An 18,929-nucleotide genomic window follows, 5' to 3' on the forward strand; every position below is an offset into this window, starting at 1 on the left:
TCAACCCGATGCGCAAATCCTAGTAGTCTACAAACTGATCGTGTACTCAGACTGACCGTGTACTATGGAAAAACGGCTGAATCTACAATTATGAACCGTTCTTACACTGATTCTAAAACACTTCGTACACGTCTAATTGAGATCTATGGGAATGCATCAGCGCTAGAAAAGCAGATGCTTCACCTGTTCTCGGTGATTTACGAGCCTGTGAATCGGACTGCATTTTTAGAGTGTTTCAACCGCACAGGCACGCGGGACGAGCAGGGTAAGCCGCTAGGAGTTAGCACCCTGAGAAATCGAATCGAACGGTTGTTAGCCGCCAATTTACTGATTCAAGAACGGGGGCAAGGTCCGCAATGTCATCCGCTGATTGTTGAGATCGTGACTCGCGATGCGATCGCAGCAGGCACGTTTGAAACGTTAGTCGACTCGGTACAGCGGAGTTTTCCAGTTCGCGCCAGTTGGAAAGGCGGACCCCGCTCGTTTAGTAGCGAAGGTCAGTTTGTGCGAGAAGTGCGAATCGGCATTTATCGTCGCGATGTCGCCTACATTGAAAAGCAGTTTGAGGATTATCAAAAGTACAGCTACCGCTCGGACAGAATTTCGATGGACGAAATTTTTCAAGAGGTGTGCAACAATCCGTTTGATGCTGAGTGGATTCGGACGCTGCCTCAGCAGTTGTATGAAAGCGGGTTGGCGAGCATTCTAGCGGTGTCCGCCCTTTATTGTGTTGAAGCAGATGAGCCGTTTGCCTTGCTTCAGAAAGAATGTACGACTGAAGGCGGACAAGGTTCGGACTTTTTTCGGCTCCTGCTAACCGAGCAGTTTTTGTTGCGGAATCGCCTCTCAGAGGCCCAGCAGATGTTGGAGCAGATCTCAGACGCTTACAGCGAAACCGCCAGCGTATTTTGGGGCTGGCTCAGCTTTTTGCAGGGGGATAATGAGGGCGCGATCGCGCATTACACCTTTGCGCTCAAGTCGCTACGAAAAGCCACTCGCAAGCGTCAGACGTATTTCAACTCGATCGGAGGATTGTTCTTTGTCTTAGCGCTACTAAAAGAAGGTTCCCCGGAACGACTGCGCGAAGCGGAAGGCTATGCTCACCTGATCAGTCGCCAACAGCACTGGCTCAGAGCAATCTACGATCGCTTACATAGCGTGCTGAAACTTCAGCAGGGCGACCTGTCTCAGAAAGAATTTTTGAATCCGTCTGTGCCATTTCACACCGAGGAGCATAGCCTAGAAACCTTGTTCAGCGCTCTGTGCGTGTATTGGATGGATGCTGGCATCGCTAAAAAGAGATTACCGAACGTTTTGGAGCCGCTCTATCAAGCTGCCAAAACTTCTGGCTATTACTGGATCGCTCTAGAAACGGCAGAACTGCTATCCCGGCTTAAACCTCGCAGCGTCGATCAGACTGAGATAGCCGCATGGCGTCAAACTGGCGAGACGCCGCTTGTGGACTTGGTGCGATCGCAAGAACCCTGGGAACTGTGCCTCAACGCTCTCACTAGTTTGCATAAAGAGCCGTCGGTATCTAACGGTGCGACGGGCAACCAGCGGTTGGTCTGGTTTATCACCTTCTATCCAAGTGGATGTCTCATTCAACCCCGCGAACAAAAACAAAACGCCAATGGAACTTGGGGCAAAGGTCGCCCGATCGCGCTCAAACGGCTCAGCGTTAAACCGAGCGAATTTGAGTATCTTACCCCCCAAGATCTGCGCGTGTGCGCTCAAATCGAGTCCTACTACTCGGCAGGATATTACGGCAAAACGGACTATAAATTTGGCGATCGCGCCATCGTCGAGCTAATTGGGCATCCCCTCGTGTTTTGGGAAGAGACGCCAACGATTCGGGTAGATATCGTAAAAGGCGAACCGGAACTGTTAGTCCGCAAAGGCAAGCAAGATCGGCTGATTCTAGAATTTTCTCCGCCGATCAAAGGCGATCGCGACATTCTGCTGATCAAAGAGACGCCGACTCGCATTAAAGTCATCGAAATTGAAGCCGAACATCGCCGCATTGCCGATATTATTGGCAAGCAAAATCGGCTGGAGGTGCCCACGGCAGCAAAAGAGCGCGTCTTGGCGGCGATCAATGCTGTGTCTGGAATCGTTACCGTGCAGTCTGACATTGGCGGCGGCGTAGCGAATGCCGAAGAAGTGCCAGCAGATCCTCAGCCGCACATTCATCTTTTGCCTGCGGGTCAAGGGCTAAAAGTAGCGGTGCTATCCCGTCCGTTTGCGGTGGGAGGCTCTTACTACCAACCCGGAGCAGGCGGCGCGATGGTGGTTGCCGAAATTGATGGCAAGCGACTGCAAACGACTCGCGACTTGAAGGAAGAAAAAAAGCGAGCAGAAGCCGCGATCGCGGCGTGTCCGATTCTACGCGATCAGCCCGAAGAAGATGGCGAATGGATTATTGAAGAGCCGGAAGAGTGTTTAGAGTTGCTCGTTGACCTGCAAGAAATCGCTGATACAGTTGCGATCGAATGGCCCGAAGGCGAAAAGCTGCGGGTGGCTCACCAAGCCGGACTGAGCGATTTCCATTTAGCGATTCAGCGTCAAAACGATTGGTTTTCAGCCAGTGGTGAACTGAAACTGAACGATGATCTGGTGCTGAACATGCAGCAGTTAATGGAACTCCTCAATCAGAGCAATAGCCGATTTGTGCCGCTCGGAGACGGTCAATTTCTAGCGCTGACGCAGTCGTTTCGCAAACGCTTAGATGAACTGCGAACTTATGCCGAAAAACACGGTAAGGGAATGCGATTTCATCCGCTTGCGTCAATGGCGCTAGAAGAATTTGTCGATGAAGTGGGCGATCTAAAAGCGGATAAACATTGGAAAGAGCATATTCAGCGCTTGAAGGAGATGGAAACCCTACAGCCGAAAGTGCCTTCCACACTTCAGACTGAGCTACGCGACTATCAGGTTGATGGATTTAACTGGCTGTCTCGGTTAGCTCACTGGGGTGTAGGGGCCTGCCTAGCCGATGATATGGGATTGGGAAAAACCTTACAGGCGTTGGCTCTGATTCTGACTCGTGCGCCCAACGGAGCCACCCTGATTCTCGCGCCCACGTCGGTTTGTCTGAATTGGATCAGCGAAGCTCAACGCTTTGCCCCCACGCTCAACATTCTGCAATTGGGGAGCGGCAACCGCCAAGCGTTGCTTGACCAGCTTCAGCCCTTCGATATGGTGATTTGTAGCTATGGCTTGCTTCAGCAGGACGACGTAGCAGAAATGCTGGCTAAGGTACAGTGGCAGACGATTGTGTTAGATGAAGCACAAGCGATTAAAAATAGTGCAACCAAGCGATCGCAAGCCGCGATGAACCTGCAGGGCAACTTTAAGCTGATCACTACCGGAACGCCGATCGAGAATCATTTGGGAGAACTGTGGAATCTGTTTCGCTTCATTAATCCCGGTTTACTGGGTTCTATGGAGCGGTTTAATGAACGATTTGCGATTCCGGTCGAGCGATTTCAAGATAAGCAAGCCAGCGCTCAACTGAGAAAACTGATTCAACCCTTTCTCTTGCGCCGTACCAAAACTCAAGTGTTGGCAGAACTGCCCTCGCGCACCGAAATTCCGCTCTATGTGGATCTCAGCCAAGAAGAACGGGCAATGTACGAAGCCCTGAGGCGAGACGCGATCGCGAAACTCTCGAATAGTGACGCGACAGCAGGCGCAAAACACCTGCAAGTCCTTGCTGAGATCATGAAACTACGTCGTCTGTGCTGTAATCCCAGTTTGGTGATGCCCGATGTCCCGCTCAACAGCTCAAAACTCGCGCTCTTTGGCGAAGTGCTAGACGAATTATTAGAAAACCATCACAAAACGCTGGTGTTTAGTCAGTTTGTCGATCACCTGCACATCATTCGAGACTACTTAGATGAGCGCTCGATCGCTTACCAATATCTTGACGGCAGTACCCCCGCCAAGGATCGCAAAAAACGAGTCGATGCCTTCCAAGCGGGAGACGGAGATGTGTTTCTGATTAGCCTCAAGGCAGGTGGCACCGGACTCAATCTCACCGCCGCAGATTATGTGATTCATATGGATCCGTGGTGGAATCCAGCGGTGGAAGATCAAGCCAGCGATCGTGCCCATCGCATTGGTCAACAGCGCCCCGTGACAATCTATCGCCTCATCACCAAAGACACGATCGAAGAAAAAATTGTCGAGTTGCATCAACACAAGCGGGATTTAGCGGACAGTCTACTTGAAGGGACAGAGGCAAGCGGCAAGATTTCCACAGACGATCTCCTAAAATTAATCCAAATGAGTTAGCCCCTTCAACTCCCGTAGCGAGCTAAGATAAAAATTGGTTTGTTGAGCTAAAAGGGATGCCGATCGTGCTGAAAGCCCTGATTGCTGATTTCAAGATCATTTTTGAGCGTGACCCTGCCGCCCGCAACTGGCTAGAGGTCTTATTCTGCTATCCAGGACTACAAGCATTGATGTTTCATCGGTTTGCCCACTGGCTACGAGCCTTGGGGCTGCCCTTTGTGCCTCGGTTTATTTCCCATCTTGCCCGGTTCTTCACCGGAATCGAGATTCACCCAGGGGCAATGATCGGGGAAGGCGTGTTTATCGATCATGGTATGGGTGTTGTGATCGGAGAAACTGCGATCGTAGGGGATTACGCGCTGATCTATCAAGGCGTCACCCTCGGCGGAACGGGTAAAGAATGCGGCAAACGCCACCCGACCTTAGGCGAAAATGTTGTCGTCGGGGCCGGGGCAAAGGTGTTAGGAAACCTTCAAATCGGTAACAATGTTCGGATTGGCGCGGGTTCTGTAGTGCTGCGCGATGTGCCGTCCGATTGTACCGTGGTCGGTATTCCAGGACGAATTGTGTATCGCGCCGGAGAACGAGTTGATCCTCTAGAGCATGGACGGTTGCCAGATTCTGAAGCGCAAGTGATTCGGGCACTCGTCGATCGGATTGAATTGTTAGAGCAACAGCTTGAAATGGTGCAATCTCGTCAATCGCTAGCGGCAAGCTATGCGATGGCGGCGGTCGATCCAGAAGCGATCGCACAAGCTATTACTGAATCTTGCAATGCGAAGAGAGCGGAGCTAGATTCGGTGTCTAACCACCGTTCGTCAGACAGTTGCCGAATTAGCGATCACATCATCGGGGAATTCCTCGATGGTGCAGGTATCTAATGCGTTTTCCGCATTGTTGTGCTTTGCGTTAATTCTGGCCTTGGTCGCTGTAGGAAGACGTTAATGTTTAATGTCTTCCTACAGCGATTTTTGCTTAAGCTATGGGTTAATTGTCTCGACGTTCCACTCTCGATCCTCACTACGATGATAGATGCATCGATTCTGTGGATCGCCTCGCAATTCTAAATGATCAACCTGAGTTGGTTCTAGTAGCAGCAAACAGAAATTAGACAACGGCTCAACTTCGTTTGGAGACGGAGGAGAAAACGCCGATGCATCTGCTCTTGGCTTGCCTGGATCTGCCCACGCAAATTGAATTCTTGACTGATCAGATAAGTCTTGCCACATTCGCTGACGCGCGTTCCGCAGGCTTTCATCGGGTTCTGTGTCTCGGATTAGCTTTAGTGTTCCGGTGAGCCGAAATTGCTCGCGAGTTGTAGGAAAATACCAGCATAATTCTGCCCACTGAAACTGCACAATTTGCTCCAGTTTTTCGCTGCGAGCATCGGTGATGAATTTTAATTGGTCAGTATCCTCTAAAAATCCGCGAAACACGATCGTTCGATTGGCAGGCTTCCCATCAAGGCGAACAGTTGCGAGTTGAGCATAGCGAGCGTAGGGCAAAGAGCGATTGCGATGTAACGCATGAGCAAGGTGCGATCGCCAAGGAGCTAAAGACATAGTGAAAGTAAAAGACGGGTGAAAGCAAAAGACGGGTGAAGGCAAATAAACAGATCGAAGCTGATTTGATGAGAAATCTATCGGTCTACAGTGTCGCACGTCTCATTCTATTCACTACTTGAATCGCGGGCGTTGACCTTTGGTTGCTGCCAGCCTATACGATTTTGATTACTGATAGTCTATGCGATCGCTCTCACCTTCTTCAGGGCTACCATGCGATTCTGCTGAGCGACCGGATCGTCGGGCTTGAGCGCCAGCACTCGATCATAGCTTTCTACTGCTTCCGCAAATCGTCCTAGACTCACCAAAGCTCCACCCCGATTGTTCCAAGCACGAAAATCGCTTGGTCGCAGTTCAAGCGCTCGGTCATAACTCGCGATCGCGCCTTCAAGCTGTCCCGTCAGTTTGAGTGCTACACCCCGGTTATACCAGGCTTCGTAGTAATTGGGCTGAAGCTGAACGGCTCGGTCAAAACTCGCGACCGCTCTGTCTAACTCACCCGATTTTAAGTAAGACGCGCCCTGGTGATACCATCCGCCCGGATGAGTTGGGCTAAATTCGAGCGTTTTTTGATAGGAGAGGAGCGCCGCTTCATGGCGGTTCAGTTGCTTTAAGGCAAGCCCGCGATAGAGCCAAATCTCCGCCGCCTGTGGATCGAGTTCTAATACGTTGTCGTAACTCGCGATCGCAGCTTCATAGTCACCGACGCACAGCAGCGCATGCCCGCGACCAATCAGCGCCTCTGAATAATCCGCCCGGAGTGCGATCGCTTGATTGAAATGGGTGATTGCGCCCTCAAACCGGCGAGTAACGTAGAGCGATATGCCTTGCATATACCAGGCATCCGCAAATTCAGGCGTCTCTTCCAACGCTTTACCAAAGTAGGGAATGGCGTCTTCGTAACAGTGAATTTTATAGAGCGTGAGTCCCTGGCTGTACTGAGCGTTTGGGTAACTTGGCTGTAGCTCAATGACTTTGTTAAATCCTCGCAGCGCCAGGTCGTGATGTCCGGCGACAAAGGCCACCCATGCCCGACTGTAGTGAAAATAAGTCGATGCCGGAAACTGCGCGATCGCAATTTCAAAACAAGCGATCGCAGCTTCATGCTGTCTTAGGCTCACCAGCGCATTTCCCTTTTCGCTGAGGGCGTCAAAATGGTTGGGCTGGAGTGCCATCGCTTGATCAAGATACGCGATCGCGGTGGCATAGTCCCCAACTTTACTAAACTCCAACCCTTTTTGAAACAAGCTGTTAGCCGTGCCACTTTCAGTCTGAGCCATAGGTGTGATGTGATGGTAGTTAAGGGAAGAGACGCCTTTGGCAACGCTTTGCACGGGAAAACCATATCCCCCACTGGAGTTGATGGGGCGAACTACTAGGTAAAGTGCCCAAATTCTGGCGACTGACTACTATCTCTGCATCGCTGACTAATTAATTGGTGTACTGAATCGAATCAGCCTCTCTGGCGCTACGAACGGCAGAGTTTAGCCGACGCCGATAACCGATAAGCTCCTCTCTCGTTCAGCTTTAATGCTGTGTTGGGCTGCTTGACTACCCTTCCTGATTCTGCTGTTACAAAACCTTTTCCATGAATACAGTGCATGGACTATCGTTGTATCGTTCAATTAAGTAAAAACCAAGTCTCCTATAGAGTTTGAGCGCTTCTGGTTGCCGCTCATTGTTAGCCAAATCAAGTCTGATTTTTTTATACCCTGCTTGCCGTGCAAAATCGAAGAGCATTTGAGCCATCTTCCAACCAAGTCCCAGTCCTCGATACTCTTTTAGAAACCACATTCGCTTGAGTTCAGAGATTTCATCATCAAGTCGTCGAATTGCCCCAGTACCTACAACTTGTTCATTATCGACCAAGACCAAAAACGTACCAGAATTGTCGAAATAGTGCGATCGCACATTCTCAATATCAGACATCGAATCATAGCGCCTCAAGTCCTCTTCGGTCAGTACGCCTTGCCAGATCTCTAGGCAAACTGCCGCAACAATTTGCTTGGCTTGTTCGATCTGATGTTGCTGGATTGGTCTAATCTCAACCACTGGCTTTGCTGTACATCAAAGTTTTGAAGAAGTTATTTCAGTACGGAATTATCTCTTGATTTGACAGAAACTTGAAGAACTTGGTTCAATTTACCGCTCTGATGCCCTTCTAAATCCAGCGTCACATACAGAAATCCGTAAGCTTTGAAGGTATCTATCAGCGTTGGTAAGTCGGTTTGCAGCACAAACTCTTTCACCTGGTCAGGCAGTACTTCAATTCGAGCGGTGTCTGCCTCCGATCGCACGCGAATATTCTTCCAACCCAGCCTTCTCAAATACACCTCGGCTCGACCGACGCGCTGAAGTTTGGGGATCGTAATCTCCTCGCCATACGGGAACCGGGAGCTAAGACACGGTTGAGCAGGCTTATCCCAGTAGGGTAGTCCCAAATATTTAGCAATCTCCCGTACTTCGGCTTTCGTCACGCCCACTTCAGCCAAGGGCGATCGTGCGCCTCGCTCTTTTGCGGCTTGAATGCCCGGTCGATAGTCATGCAAATCATCCGCATTGACCCCGTCCACGACATAGGGATAGCCCCACTCCAACGCTAGAGGTTTTAGCGTGTCATGTAATTCGCTTTTACAGAAATAGCAGCGATTGACCGGATTTGAGGCGTAATTCGGATTTTCTAATTCATGAGTTTGAACAATCTTATGAGTGATGCCGATCTGGGCCGCCTGAGTGATGGCATCTTCAAGATCTTCAGGCAGAAGTGAGGGCGATTCGGCAGTGAGCGCGATCGCGCGGTCTCCCAACACGTCATAGGCGAGCTTCGCGACTAACGCACTGTCAATGCCGCCCGAGTAGGCAATTAGCGCTTTGTCCAGATCAGCAAACAACGCTTTCAGGTGGTCAAGTTTTTGCAGCATGAGGGTCAGCATAAGCAGCAACGATATCTAAGGTAGCGCAGAAAAAAAGCCGCGATCGCTCTGTAAGGTTCAGAGCCTCGCGGCCAAAGAAATTCCAAATTTAGTGATTTGGCAGTTGAGCCTTATTCTTCGTAGATGCGGCACTCAGCCGCATCGGGATTGTCATCACAGTATTGCTCCAAAGAGTTTTTGGGCTTAATTTGGCGCTTGTGAGACGCTTCAGCCTGGAGTTCTTCTACAGCATCCCAAGCTGCCGCACACTCACCTGATGATGCGCCGCTTAGGTCGCATACCGAACGCGCATTATCACGCTCTTCTTCAATTTTCTTGTCGATATTGTTAATTGTCATAGGTCCTCATCCTTTGTTGAAGGGAAGTTAGCTTGAATCCTAAAAGAATTCGAGAGAGTAGGTCATCGTGACCTCAACGGCTACCCACCTAAAATCACTATTTCTGTGATACACGAGGTTGACTACACTTCTCCAAAACCAACCCTAAACTCTTAAGATTCGAGGATCTGTAAGTCAGGCAACCGTCTTGCTGATTAAGATTTGAATCACGATATTGCTCTATATTAACCTGATTCACCATCAACCTGATTGACCCATGTCCTTCATTGACAGTAGCCTTCCATCCCTTCATCCATAAGAGACGTACCCATTAGTCTGTACTTCTGCCCTTCTTGCCCATTCATAACTAACGTGGTTTAGTACACTAGATCATGACGAGCGCAACCTCCTCACAGCCTCTCGTCCACCGTTAGCGGAAATAAAGACCATGCCACCAAGCTCCGACTCCATGAAATGGGCAAGCGCCTTGTCAACTCGTCCTTTTCTAGAGGCAGCCGTTGAAGAGGTTACAGTGCAAGCCCAAGAAAGGTTACAGGCAGAGGCGAATTTAGGATTTATTTTTATTTCCTCCGCGTTTGCCAGTGAGTACTCCCGGCTGCTGCCGTTGCTGCAAGAGAAGCTTCCGGGGGTGCCCCTAGTGGGCTGTAGTGGTGGCGGGGTGATTGGGGTGACCTCGCGAGAAAAAGTGCTAGAAGTTGAGGGGGAGCCTGCGTTGGGGTTGACATTGGCGCATTTACCGGATGTGCAGGTGAAGCCCTTTCACATTATTGGCGATGAACTGCCTGATCTCGATGGTTCGCCTCAGGCGTGGGCAGAGTTAATTGGAGTGGCGATCGCAGATCAGCCGCAGCTTGTTTTATTTGCTGATCCGTTTTCGGCTCGAATCAATGACCTGCTTCAAGGGTTAGATTACGCTTACCCCACAGCGGCAAAGATTGGTGGCTTAGCGAGTTCTGGGATGATGGGCGGGTCATCTGGCTTGTTTTGCGACAATCGATTTTACCGGGAAGGTACAGTCGGCGTTGCCTTGAGCGGAAATATTGCGATCGATACGATCGTGGCGCAGGGCTGTCGCCCTATTGGTCAGCCCTACTGGGTGACTGAAGGAGAACGTCATATTATTTTGGCGCTCAAGGAAGATGATGGGTCGGGGGATGTCACCGTGTCTTGTCCTGGGAGCCGATCCCCATTAGAACTCTTGCAAGGCTTGATTCAGAGCTTAGACGAAGACGATCGCCAGTTAGCCACACAAGAAAATCGGATTTTTATTGGGATCGCTCAGAATGAGTTTAAGCAAACGCTCGATCAGGGAGATTTTCTAATTCGGACGCTAATGGGCGTTGATCCTCGGCTGGGTGCGATCGCGATTGGCGATCGCATTCGTCCGGGACAGCGGATTCAGTTTCACCTGCGCGATTCGGAAACGTCAGCAGACGATTTAGAAATGCTGCTAGAGCGCTTTCAGCAAACGGTGCCATCCAATCCATCCCCTGCGGCAGCGCTAATGTTTGCCTGTTTAGGACGGGGGGAAGCTCTCTACGGAGAACCGAATTTCGATTCGCAACTGTTTCATGAGTACGTGAACAGCGTGCCAGTCAGTGGATTTTTCTGCAATGGCGAAATTGGGCCTGTCGGAAGCAACACCTTTCTGCACGGCTACACCTCTGTGTTTGGCATTTGTCGAGCAAAAGAGTGAGCTGATAGAATTTAAATCTTTTACTGACATTATCTATGGCGCTTGTCCGAGTTCGTGAGCATGTTAATCCCCTCAGCCGAAAGTACCAAAATCCAGTCGCCATGCCCGACTGGGGTCGAGTGTATGGAAATGCAACCCAACCGTTGCACTTAGATATTGGATGTGCGCGAGGAAAATTTGCGCTAGAAATGGCACAACGCGAACCAAGCTGGAATTTTTTGGGGTTAGAGATTCGAGAGCCGTTAGTGCATCAAGCGCTTGCAAGTCGTGATGCACTAGAGTTGAGAAATCTGCATTATTTATTTTGTAACATTAATACGTCAATTCATCCGCTCTTGGCATCGCTGGAGCCTCAAACCCTGAGCCGTATCAGCATCCAGTTTCCTGATCCGTGGTTTAAGCGCAAGCATCAGAAACGCCGCGTCGTGCAGCCAGAAATCGTCGATCAACTCTCAAAGTATTTGATTTCGGGTGGCACCGTCTTCGTACAATCTGATGTGCTAGATGTGGCACAAGAAATGGTCGATCGGTTTTCTGAGCATCCTGCCTTTGCGCGTCAACACTCAGATTGGTTGCCAACAAATCCGTTTGAAGTTCCAACCGAGCGAGAGGTAGGGGTTTTGTCTCTTAACAATCCGGTTTATCGGGCTGTCTTTCAAAAGCACAAGGGCAACGTCTAGCTGTAATGCCCAATGTTTAAATCCACGATCGCAGCCACATTCGCATCTGATATTCCTGAGCTGATAGTGGCAATCCCAAGAAAATCGGCATCCAGAAGATAAAAGCGGCTACGACAAGGATGATAATCCACATGGCTGCAAATCGGAGGTGATAAATTCTAAGCCAGCGATCGACAAACCAGGCTAACGCCATCGTCGCAAACACAGATGACCCCATGTAATGGTACAGAAATACACATCGCGACACGGGCATCCACGGCAACAGATTCGCCATGTAATTGACAAATAAAAATACGCCTACCCACAGGTCGCGCGCGGGAAGCAGACCAACTCTTGAGACATTGGGGGTCGCTAGACTTGGAAGCGCCTTCCAATTTTCGATGAGCACCCAGATCAGAAGTGCGATCGCGCCCGACGAAAACCACCACAAAAATGGGTTGCCCATCGCATGAACGTCGTAAACAACTCGTCCTGGGGTCAGTGCTAACGTCGAACCACTAGTAGGCAGCGGAGCACCGCTATCAGTAACTTGGTAAAAATACGCAAGCGGACGCAGCATGAGAATCCAGCTATACCAAGTTGAGCAGTAAGGATGAATGTTAGAACCGCTACCTACACGCTGATGATAGGCGAAAATTTGTCGTTGAACTTCTACAAAATTGAACTCAGGATTGAGATGAATGTGAGGAATCCAAATGAGGTAATAAAACAGGGCTGGAATAGCGCCAAAACACAGCAATAGGTAGAGCAGATTGATTTGAGTCAGACGATAGAGGGGAAAAAATGGAGGGGATGCTTCTGTCAGGATTGCGTCCTGCGCTGATCGAGCGTCCTCCAAAGGTGGACTTTGCAGGGATGAAAAGGATCTTGATACTGAAGAATTAGTGTGTTGAATAGAACTCAAAAATCGCAGAGTCCATGCGAGGATCCACAGCAAAAAAACGCCGAATAGAAACCAAAGTCCGTTCCATTTAATCGATGCTGAAGCTGCAAAAAATACACCCGATCCACAGAGCCAAAGCAGTTGTTTTTGGCGCGATAAAGCATGCAGTGCCAACAAGAAAAGTAGCAATCCCAACAAACCAAAGATAACTAGATAAACATTATTCAAGGCGTAGCGAGACTCAACCAAAAACAAGCCATCCAGTGCCGCAAACAACCCAGCAATCAAGGCAAATCGGCGGCGGAAACTAAGCTGATAGGCAATTCCAGCTACAACAAGTGGAATGAATGAACCAGTCAAGGCATTGAGCCAGCGGTAGCTCCAAGTGCTTAAAGGTGAGCCAGTCAGCGAGTTTATCGTGTCTTTGCCAAAGGGGAGAGACTGAGCGATCCAAATGCCGATCGCAATCAAATATTTGCTTAATGGTGGATGCCCGTCAAAAAACCTTTTTTGCGTGAGATAGTTATTAGCAAAGTTTGCATAGTAAACTTCATCAAATACCAGCGTATTAAAGCGCCCTAGTCCCCAAAATCTCAAACTCAGAGAAACTAGAAAGATCCCCGTGAGTCCACCCCAGAACCACCAATTTCGCTGTGCTACCTTTTGAGACACCCGCATAAGAGTTCAACCAATCGAGTTCAACCTTAAAGCATACTGACCTTCTTCTCGAATCGAAAGAAAATTCTGTCTTTTGAGACTTGATTAATCTACGAGTATAGTTAAAAAATGATCTACCGAAGTTGATGAATGTGTCGCAGAACAACGTAAGTTCTTGAGTAACGTTTTGCAATTTCATTCCATTTCCGATTAACTCAGATTGCTCCTCACTCATAAAACCTAGCTCTTCTCGTTTCACTCCCGTTCTATCGGCTCACATTTGGAGGTATCTAACCCATGATTCGCGTACTCCTAGCGGATGATCAAAATCTCATTCGAGAAGGACTGAAAGCATTGCTAGAGCAGGAGCCTGATTTGGAAGTGGTTGCCGATGTGAACAACGGCTGCGACGCGATCGCAAAAGTAGAAGCGTTGCAGCCAGATGTGGTGTTGATGGATCTGACCATGCCCAAGATGGACGGAATCACCGCCACCCAAACAATCTGTGAACGATTCCCTGATATTCGGGTGTTAGTGCTGACAGCTTCTGATGATGCGGACTCGATTAAGCAAGCGCTACAAGTGGGGGCACAAGGATATCTGCTTAAAGACATGTCTCCAGATGAGCTGGCGAATGCAGTCCGGACGGCCCACAAAGGCTTTACTCAACTCAGTCCAGGCATTTTGCAGAAGGTCATGAGTCCTGTTGAAGTTGCAAGCGAAGCGCCAAGATACTTTGCGGATACACCACCAGCGCAGTCGTTAAACAACGTTCTGCCGTTTAACTTGGCTCAGCGACGGGCGGCAGAGGCTGACCTTCCCATCGGATTTCTGAAGCTAACAGCACGTGAACGTCAGGTGCTGAAGCTGATTGCAGAAGGCTCTAGTAATCGCGAAATTGCTCAAACGCTAGATATTTCTGAAGGAACGGTGAAAAATCATGTGGCGAGTATCTTAGGTCGTCTCAACTTGCGCGATCGCACACAAGCGGCGATCGTCGCTAACTCGGTCATGTCGTTACTTTAGATCGCTAATGCCATAAGCAAACCTGAAGATCAATTGCGTTGCCGAAAATCAGTCACTCTTTGATTTCTGTGTTACAAGATTCTAGCAACATAAGCAATTGTTTTCAGGTGTTAGCGGAGATTGACGATGACTCACGTACTAGTAGATTTACCGACTTGGGCAGCGAATGTATCCCATGCCAGCAGCGCTTTGCAATCGTTTCATTGGCACGTATCAGACGATTGGATTGTCTTAGCTCAGCAATTTAAAGAAACCGATATTACTGGAGAAGTGGGAAAGAGTTGGGGTCAATTTGTAAAGACCGGGCAAGTATGGGCGCTGTTAGTCGGCTTAGTAGTTGGCTACTTGGCAAGAGCGCTCACGTCTTACGGTTAGAGCGATTTTGGTGAGAGCAAATTTGCCGTTTGTAGTTCACGATGTGCCATTTTAGATTTCTAGTTTGCTGTAGGCTTAGGAGTTGTGATTTATCCCTTCCTCGGAGTAGGTTCTCTTGAGTCAACAGCAAGCTTCTGATGGACTGTCAAAAACCTGGAGTCAGCGCTTTGAAACCGCGTTGCATCCTGCGATCGCTCAGTTTAACGCCAGCATCGAATTTGACATCGAATTAATCGAATACGATATCACTGGCTCTCAGGCACACGCGAAAATGCTCGCTAAAACCGGAATTATTTCTCCCGAAGAGGGTGAACAACTGGTGCAAGGGCTAGAGCAGATTCGGCAGGAATACCAGGCGGGTCAGTTTAATCCGGGTATTGATGCTGAAGATGTACATTTTGCGGTCGAGCGGCGGTTGACCGAACTTGTGGGCGATGTCGGGAAAAAACTGCACACCGCGCGATCGCGCAACGACCAAGTTGGAACCGATACGCGCCTTTACCTGCGCGATCAAATTGGGCAGATCCGTCAAGGCGTCCGAGGCTTTCAAACCGTGTTGCTAGATTTAGCCACACAGAACGTCAAAACGTTGATTCCAGGCTACACCCATCTCCAACGGGCGCAGCCAATCAGTTTGGCGCATCATCTCCTCGCCTATTTTGAGATGATGGATCGAGATTGGCAGCGCTTAGGTGAAATCTACCAGCGGGTGAACCGATCGCCCCTTGGGTCTGGAGCGTTAGCGGGGACGACGTTTCCGATCGATCGGCATTACACAGCGCAATTGCTGGAGTTTAGCAGCGTTTATGAAAATAGCTTAGATGGCGTTAGCGATCGCGACTTCGCGATCGAATTCCTCTGCGCGGCAAGTCTGATCATGGTCCACTTGAGCCGCTTGTCTGAGGAAGTCATTTTATGGGCATCTCAAGAATTTAGCTTTGTAACGCTCAAAGATAGCTGCGCGACAGGCTCTAGCATCATGCCGCAGAAAAAGAATCCCGATGTGCCCGAATTGGTGCGTGGCAAAACAGGTCGAGTATTTGGGCACTTGCAAGCCATGCTTGTGCTAATGAAAGGCTTACCATTGGCGTATAACAAGGACTTACAGGAAGACAAAGAAGCCTTGTTTGACGCTGTAAAAACCACAAAGGTCTGTCTAGAAGCGATGACTATTTTGTTGCGCGAAGGATTGGAGTTCAAAATGGCGCGGCTTCAAGAAGCGGTGGCAGAAGATTTTTCAAACGCGACCGATGTTGCCGATTATTTAGCCGCCAAAGGCGTTCCCTTTCGTGAGGCGTACGATTTAGTCGGTAAGGTCGTCAAAACGTCTCTAGCGGCAAATAAACTCCTAAAAGATCTGACGCTTGAGCAGTGGAAGGAACTCCATCCCGCCTTTGAAGAAGATATTTATGCCGCGATCGCACCAGAACAAGTGGTTTCCGCTCGCAATAGCTTCGGCGGCACAGGCTTTGACCAAATCCACCGCGCTCTAGAATCTGCAAAACAACGTCTAGCCTCTTCTTAATTTTCTTATGCCTCTTCAAATTGGCGACCCTGCTCCCAGCTTCATCCTGCCCGATACCTACGGTCAGCCTGTCAATCTTGCTGACTTCAAAGGTAAGCGAGTCGTTCTGTATTTCTATCCACGCGACAACACGCTGGGATGCATTAAGGAAGCGTGTGCCTTTCGCGATGCTTACGCCGACTTTCAAGCTCAGGATGTCGTTGTCTTAGGCATCAGCACCGATGATGCTAAATCTCACGCAAAGTTCGTCAACAAGCTCAACTTGCCCTTTCCACTCTTGTCAGATGAAGGTGGAAAAGTTGCCGAGAGGTACGATAGCTATGGACTGAAGAAATTTATGGGCAAAGAATACGTGGGCATTAGCCGAAATACGGTTGTGGTTAGCCCAAATGGTACGATTGAAAAAATCTACAAGAAAGTTAAGCCTGAACTTCATGCAGCGCAACTTCTGCAAGATCTAACTTAAGGGCTTGAATGTTTAGCGGCTCGTGTGGTGTTCTATCAAAGTTGCGGTTGATATAGATGTTCCTCGCATTCGGACTGATTGGCTGCACGCTTTGAAGCATTGGTCTTGAGTGTGGTGTTGCTCCCTGAATTTATGCGTTGGTTGTGGCATTTTTTCCAAAACGTTTTGGGTGTCGTCCTTCGGCATCCTGTGACCGGAACGAGTATTATTGCGATTTTACCGGATGAGAAACTTGTTTTAATTCAACGACGGGATAATCGGTTGTGGGGTCTTCCGGGCGGCATTGTGGACTGGGGCGAAGATTTGCCCACTGCGATCGCGCGCGAGCTTGCAGAAGAAACCGGGCTAGAGTTAGCGAAAATTCGGCGGTTGGTTGGGGTGTATTCTGCGCCTGATCGCGATCCGCGAATGCATTCAATTTGCATCGTGGTTGAGGTTGAAGCTAGGGGCATGATGCAAGTCACAGATCCGCTAGAAGTGATTGATGTGCAAGCATTTCCGCCGGGACAGCTACCGGAAGGTCGGCTCTCACACGACCATCAGCGACAGTTGGAAGACTACTTTGCTGGGTTGACAACAGTTGCTTAAATTCTAGTTGGGCGATTTGAGATAAATGGTGAGGGTTATATTTCAAAGCTATTTGTGAGGGGACAAGCAAATGCTTAAGAACCAAGCAATTCTTACATTATGAGAATATTTAACTGTCCAATTTGCGGTTTACCTTGGCGAGAAGGCGTCGATGAAGAAAAGGTTCGCTACTCTTACGAAATTTGCAACTGTTGTGGTTGTGAATATGGTTACGATGACACTCCAACGTATCGTGAGCAGTGGCTAAAAAAAGGAACACCTTGGTTCGATGAACGGCAGCGCCCGAAAGGATGGAATCTGGAAGACCAGTTGCATCACATTTTTCCAGGTTGGAATGCAGAATGAGATGCGAGATAATTATGGTGGTTCAATTGGCAGCGTTGGGTCTCCATGCAGTTTGAGTGGGACGAAGCGAAAAATCTAGAAAATGTTCGTAAACACGAAATTGATTTTGCGGATATTCCCGAAATGTTTGAGGGGTCAATGCTGGTTGAGTTGGATGACCGTTTTGATTACAGTGAAGACCGATGGATCGGAATCGGCTTTTTAGGTAACGGTATAGCGATCGTTGTTTGGACAGAGCGGCAAGGTGACGTAATCCGAGTAATTTCAGCACGACGGGCAAATCGACATGAACGAAAACGATTTGAGCAGTACCTCTCGTACTAATTGGGCAGCATTGGAATCGATGTCAGACGAAGGAATTGATTATTCTGATATTCCACCTTTGACAGATGAGTTTTTTGAGAAGGCAGTGCTAAGAGTTCCAGCGGAACAAGCTAGGAATTTAGTCCAGCTTGATCCGGACGTGATGACATGGTTTCAATCGCAAAGCGAAGAATACAAGACGCTAATTAATTCAGTGTTGCGTCGTCATATTGAGCAGGATAGTAATCAGAAAACTGCCTAATCGATGGAAACAGAATACGACTTTAGCAATGGAAGATGAGGTGCTATTGATCCTGTAAGTGCTGGCAAGATTCGCACTTCGGATTGAGGATGAAATACTGGCGTGGGTTACAGGGCAAGTTCGTTGCAAAGTAGGCATAGATCTTGAGTTAGCCATTAGAACGGCGTCTAATCTCTCGAATTCCCCAAAAAGCTAGATTTAAGTCTAAGTGGATCAATCTTGATACTTCGGGTAATTCTTGGTTCAGAATTCTACACAGTAGCGTTGCATCACCTCCAGTCATGACGATCGCACTATCTGGAAATCTTCGTTGCCAATCTAGAACAAAGTCTCGAATACTGGTGATCGCACCCTGTAAAATTCCGCTCGCGATCGCGTCTCGTGTGTTTCTTGCCCAGCGCGGCGGCAAGTCTAAAATCGTTTCAGTATCTAAATTCGGTAATGCGGCAGTGTTCTGTCCCAACGCCTGAAACTGCAACCTCAATCCTGGCGAAATTGCGCCGCCGATCAGATTATTGTGCGAATCGGCTCCTGTAAAAGTCATGGCAGTCCCGCAGTCAATCACCAACGCAGGACTGCCATAGGTTGCGATCGCGCCCCACAACGCCAGTGCCCGATCAACGCCAAAACTTGAATAAACCTGATACAACGGAATCTGAGACAGTGTGATGACCTTGACTTGAGAATAGGCTGTCCAAGGTTTACTCTGTTTGGGTACGACGGAAGCTAGCCAAAGTTCGGGTAGAGTCATCTGATCTGAGAGTGGCACAAACCCTTTAGGATTAGCAATGAAGGCTTTCACAATATCTATATCCATTGGGGAAGCATCCCAAACCTGTCGCAGTGTTTCATTCTCAAACAGCGCCCAGTGGAAGCGAGAATTGCCAATTGTGAGCGCAAGCCACTCGTTCATATAAAAAACTTATGAGTCCGTTTGTGTATTAAAACTTTACAAAAGCGGATCAAACGCGAAAAACTAAGAAAACACGAGCAA

At 48.9% G+C, this 18,929-nt stretch carries 19 protein-coding genes; 12 read left to right on the forward strand and 7 right to left on the reverse strand.

Going from position 1 to position 18,929, the window contains the following annotated elements:
* The first annotated feature begins 90 nt into the window (after positions 1-90).
* Both AC5JLB_RS21250 and cysE read left to right on the forward strand, forming a co-directional pair.
* On the forward strand, positions 91-4,296 hold the full coding sequence (locus AC5JLB_RS21250) for a DEAD/DEAH box helicase (RefSeq protein ID WP_495875817.1): 4,206 nt from the start codon (positions 91-93) through the stop codon (positions 4,294-4,296).
* A 65-nt stretch (positions 4,297-4,361) separates the two neighbouring features.
* Positions 4,362-5,177 (forward strand): serine O-acetyltransferase, encoded by an 816-nt coding sequence (cysE, locus tag AC5JLB_RS21255; RefSeq protein ID WP_495875843.1) that lies wholly within the window; start codon positions 4,362-4,364, stop codon positions 5,175-5,177.
* Positions 5,178-5,276: 99 nt separating this feature from the next.
* Here cysE and AC5JLB_RS21260 read toward each other — a convergent pair whose 3' ends face one another.
* The 5 genes from AC5JLB_RS21260 to AC5JLB_RS21280 all read right to left on the reverse strand — a co-directional run bounded on the left by AC5JLB_RS21260 (position 5,277) and on the right by AC5JLB_RS21280 (position 9,129).
* Complete coding sequence (locus tag AC5JLB_RS21260; protein ID WP_495875818.1) at positions 5,277-5,858, reverse strand: Npun_F5749 family FMN-dependent PPOX-type flavoprotein; 582 nt, start codon at positions 5,856-5,858, stop codon at positions 5,277-5,279.
* Positions 5,859-6,037: 179 nt separating this feature from the next.
* Positions 6,038-7,138, reverse strand: a complete 1,101-nt coding sequence (locus AC5JLB_RS21265) for a tetratricopeptide repeat protein (RefSeq protein WP_495875819.1) — start codon at positions 7,136-7,138, stop codon at positions 6,038-6,040.
* 292 nt (positions 7,139-7,430) lie between these two features.
* On the reverse strand, positions 7,431-7,910 hold the full coding sequence (locus tag AC5JLB_RS21270) for a GNAT family N-acetyltransferase (protein WP_495875820.1): 480 nt from the start codon (positions 7,908-7,910) through the stop codon (positions 7,431-7,433).
* A 32-nt stretch (positions 7,911-7,942) separates the two neighbouring features.
* Entirely contained in the window at positions 7,943-8,779 is an 837-nt protein-coding gene (gene larE / locus AC5JLB_RS21275) for an ATP-dependent sacrificial sulfur transferase LarE (protein WP_495875821.1), read from the reverse strand.
* 122 nt (positions 8,780-8,901) lie between these two features.
* The gene (locus tag AC5JLB_RS21280; RefSeq protein ID WP_495875822.1) at positions 8,902-9,129 is read right to left on the reverse strand and encodes a Calvin cycle protein CP12; all 228 of its coding nucleotides are present in this window, start codon (positions 9,127-9,129) and stop codon (positions 8,902-8,904) included.
* Positions 9,130-9,556: 427 nt separating this feature from the next.
* On the opposite strand from AC5JLB_RS21280, the gene AC5JLB_RS21285 reads away from it, so the two are divergent.
* Entirely contained in the window at positions 9,557-10,825 is a 1,269-nt protein-coding gene (locus AC5JLB_RS21285) for an FIST signal transduction protein (RefSeq protein ID WP_495875823.1), read from the forward strand.
* A gap of 35 nt (positions 10,826-10,860) precedes the next feature.
* Positions 10,861-11,505, forward strand: coding sequence for a tRNA (guanosine(46)-N7)-methyltransferase TrmB (trmB, locus tag AC5JLB_RS21290; protein ID WP_495875824.1), 645 nt, complete (start codon positions 10,861-10,863; stop codon positions 11,503-11,505).
* 16 nt (positions 11,506-11,521) lie between these two features.
* Here trmB and AC5JLB_RS21295 read toward each other — a convergent pair whose 3' ends face one another.
* A complete protein-coding gene (locus tag AC5JLB_RS21295) occupies positions 11,522-13,066 on the reverse strand; it encodes a dolichyl-phosphate-mannose--protein mannosyltransferase (RefSeq protein WP_495875825.1) in 1,545 nt (514 codons plus the stop codon).
* Positions 13,067-13,342: 276 nt separating this feature from the next.
* Between AC5JLB_RS21295 and AC5JLB_RS21300 the strand changes: the two genes are divergently transcribed.
* The 8 genes from AC5JLB_RS21300 to AC5JLB_RS21335 all read left to right on the forward strand — a co-directional run bounded on the left by AC5JLB_RS21300 (position 13,343) and on the right by AC5JLB_RS21335 (position 17,935).
* On the forward strand, positions 13,343-14,071 hold the full coding sequence (locus AC5JLB_RS21300) for a response regulator (RefSeq protein ID WP_495875826.1): 729 nt from the start codon (positions 13,343-13,345) through the stop codon (positions 14,069-14,071).
* A 126-nt stretch (positions 14,072-14,197) separates the two neighbouring features.
* A complete protein-coding gene (locus AC5JLB_RS21305) occupies positions 14,198-14,446 on the forward strand; it encodes a hypothetical protein (RefSeq protein ID WP_495875827.1) in 249 nt (82 codons plus the stop codon).
* A gap of 115 nt (positions 14,447-14,561) precedes the next feature.
* The gene (gene argH, locus AC5JLB_RS21310; RefSeq protein ID WP_495875828.1) at positions 14,562-15,971 is read left to right on the forward strand and encodes an argininosuccinate lyase; all 1,410 of its coding nucleotides are present in this window, start codon (positions 14,562-14,564) and stop codon (positions 15,969-15,971) included.
* Positions 15,972-15,978: 7 nt separating this feature from the next.
* Positions 15,979-16,437 (forward strand): thioredoxin-dependent thiol peroxidase, encoded by a 459-nt coding sequence (gene bcp / locus AC5JLB_RS21315; protein ID WP_495875829.1) that lies wholly within the window; start codon positions 15,979-15,981, stop codon positions 16,435-16,437.
* Positions 16,438-16,515: 78 nt separating this feature from the next.
* Positions 16,516-17,025, forward strand: coding sequence for an NUDIX hydrolase (locus AC5JLB_RS21320; RefSeq protein ID WP_495875830.1), 510 nt, complete (start codon positions 16,516-16,518; stop codon positions 17,023-17,025).
* 99 nt (positions 17,026-17,124) lie between these two features.
* Positions 17,125-17,370, forward strand: coding sequence for a hypothetical protein (locus AC5JLB_RS21325; protein WP_495875831.1), 246 nt, complete (start codon positions 17,125-17,127; stop codon positions 17,368-17,370).
* 45 nt (positions 17,371-17,415) lie between these two features.
* Positions 17,416-17,694, forward strand: a complete 279-nt coding sequence (locus AC5JLB_RS21330) for a BrnT family toxin (protein WP_495875832.1) — start codon at positions 17,416-17,418, stop codon at positions 17,692-17,694.
* Positions 17,657-17,935 (forward strand): BrnA antitoxin family protein, encoded by a 279-nt coding sequence (locus tag AC5JLB_RS21335; protein ID WP_495875833.1) that lies wholly within the window; start codon positions 17,657-17,659, stop codon positions 17,933-17,935. Before AC5JLB_RS21330 ends, AC5JLB_RS21335 begins: the two co-directional genes overlap by 38 nt.
* Positions 17,936-18,083: 148 nt before the next feature.
* On the opposite strand, the gene AC5JLB_RS21340 is transcribed toward AC5JLB_RS21335, so the two are convergent.
* A complete protein-coding gene (locus tag AC5JLB_RS21340; protein ID WP_495875834.1) occupies positions 18,084-18,848 on the reverse strand; it encodes a pantothenate kinase in 765 nt (254 codons plus the stop codon).
* Positions 18,849-18,929: the final 81 nt, after the last annotated feature.

It is taken from the genome of Myxacorys chilensis (assembly GCF_059505265.1).